At 61.2% G+C, this 407-nt stretch carries 1 protein-coding gene; it reads left to right on the top strand.

What is annotated here, in order from left to right; translation table 11 throughout:
- Nucleotides 1-12 precede the first annotated feature (12 nt).
- Nucleotides 13-407 (top strand): hypothetical protein (locus tag EN852_RS35620; RefSeq protein WP_135879662.1); only part of this gene is annotated, 395 nt, incomplete at its 3' end.

Raw genomic sequence — 407 nt, 5'->3', positions numbered from 1 at the left:
AGCGGATCCATCGTGACGCTCGGCGCCGGTACGGGGACTACCCTTGACCTCACCAACCTCTCTGGATTCAGCGGCACTATCAGCGGGCTCAACATCGGCCCCAGCATCTCGACGGCGTCCAACCAGATCGATTTTGGCAACACCAGCATTATTGCCGCGAGCGTGAATGGCAGCACCCTCACTGTGGTTGACGGCGCCGGCCAATCATACGCGTTGACACTTGGTGCCCCCTATGCCGCGGGCACCCTCGTGAATTTGAAGAGCGACGGAGCCGGCGGCACCGACGCCTTCTTCAGCACGTCGGCAGCGACGAACACGTTCACGGCGGCAAATGCCGTCGACTCATGGCTCGACACTAGCAGCTCCAATAACGTCTGGAACGGCACCAATACCGTGCCGTCCACAAC

Source organism: Mesorhizobium sp. M2E.F.Ca.ET.209.01.1.1, assembly GCF_004010375.2.
In the GTDB taxonomy this organism is placed as follows: domain Bacteria; phylum Pseudomonadota; class Alphaproteobacteria; order Rhizobiales; family Rhizobiaceae; genus Mesorhizobium.
The sequence above is the reverse complement of the archived record's forward strand: the minus strand, read 5'-3'. Positions and strand labels throughout refer to the sequence as shown.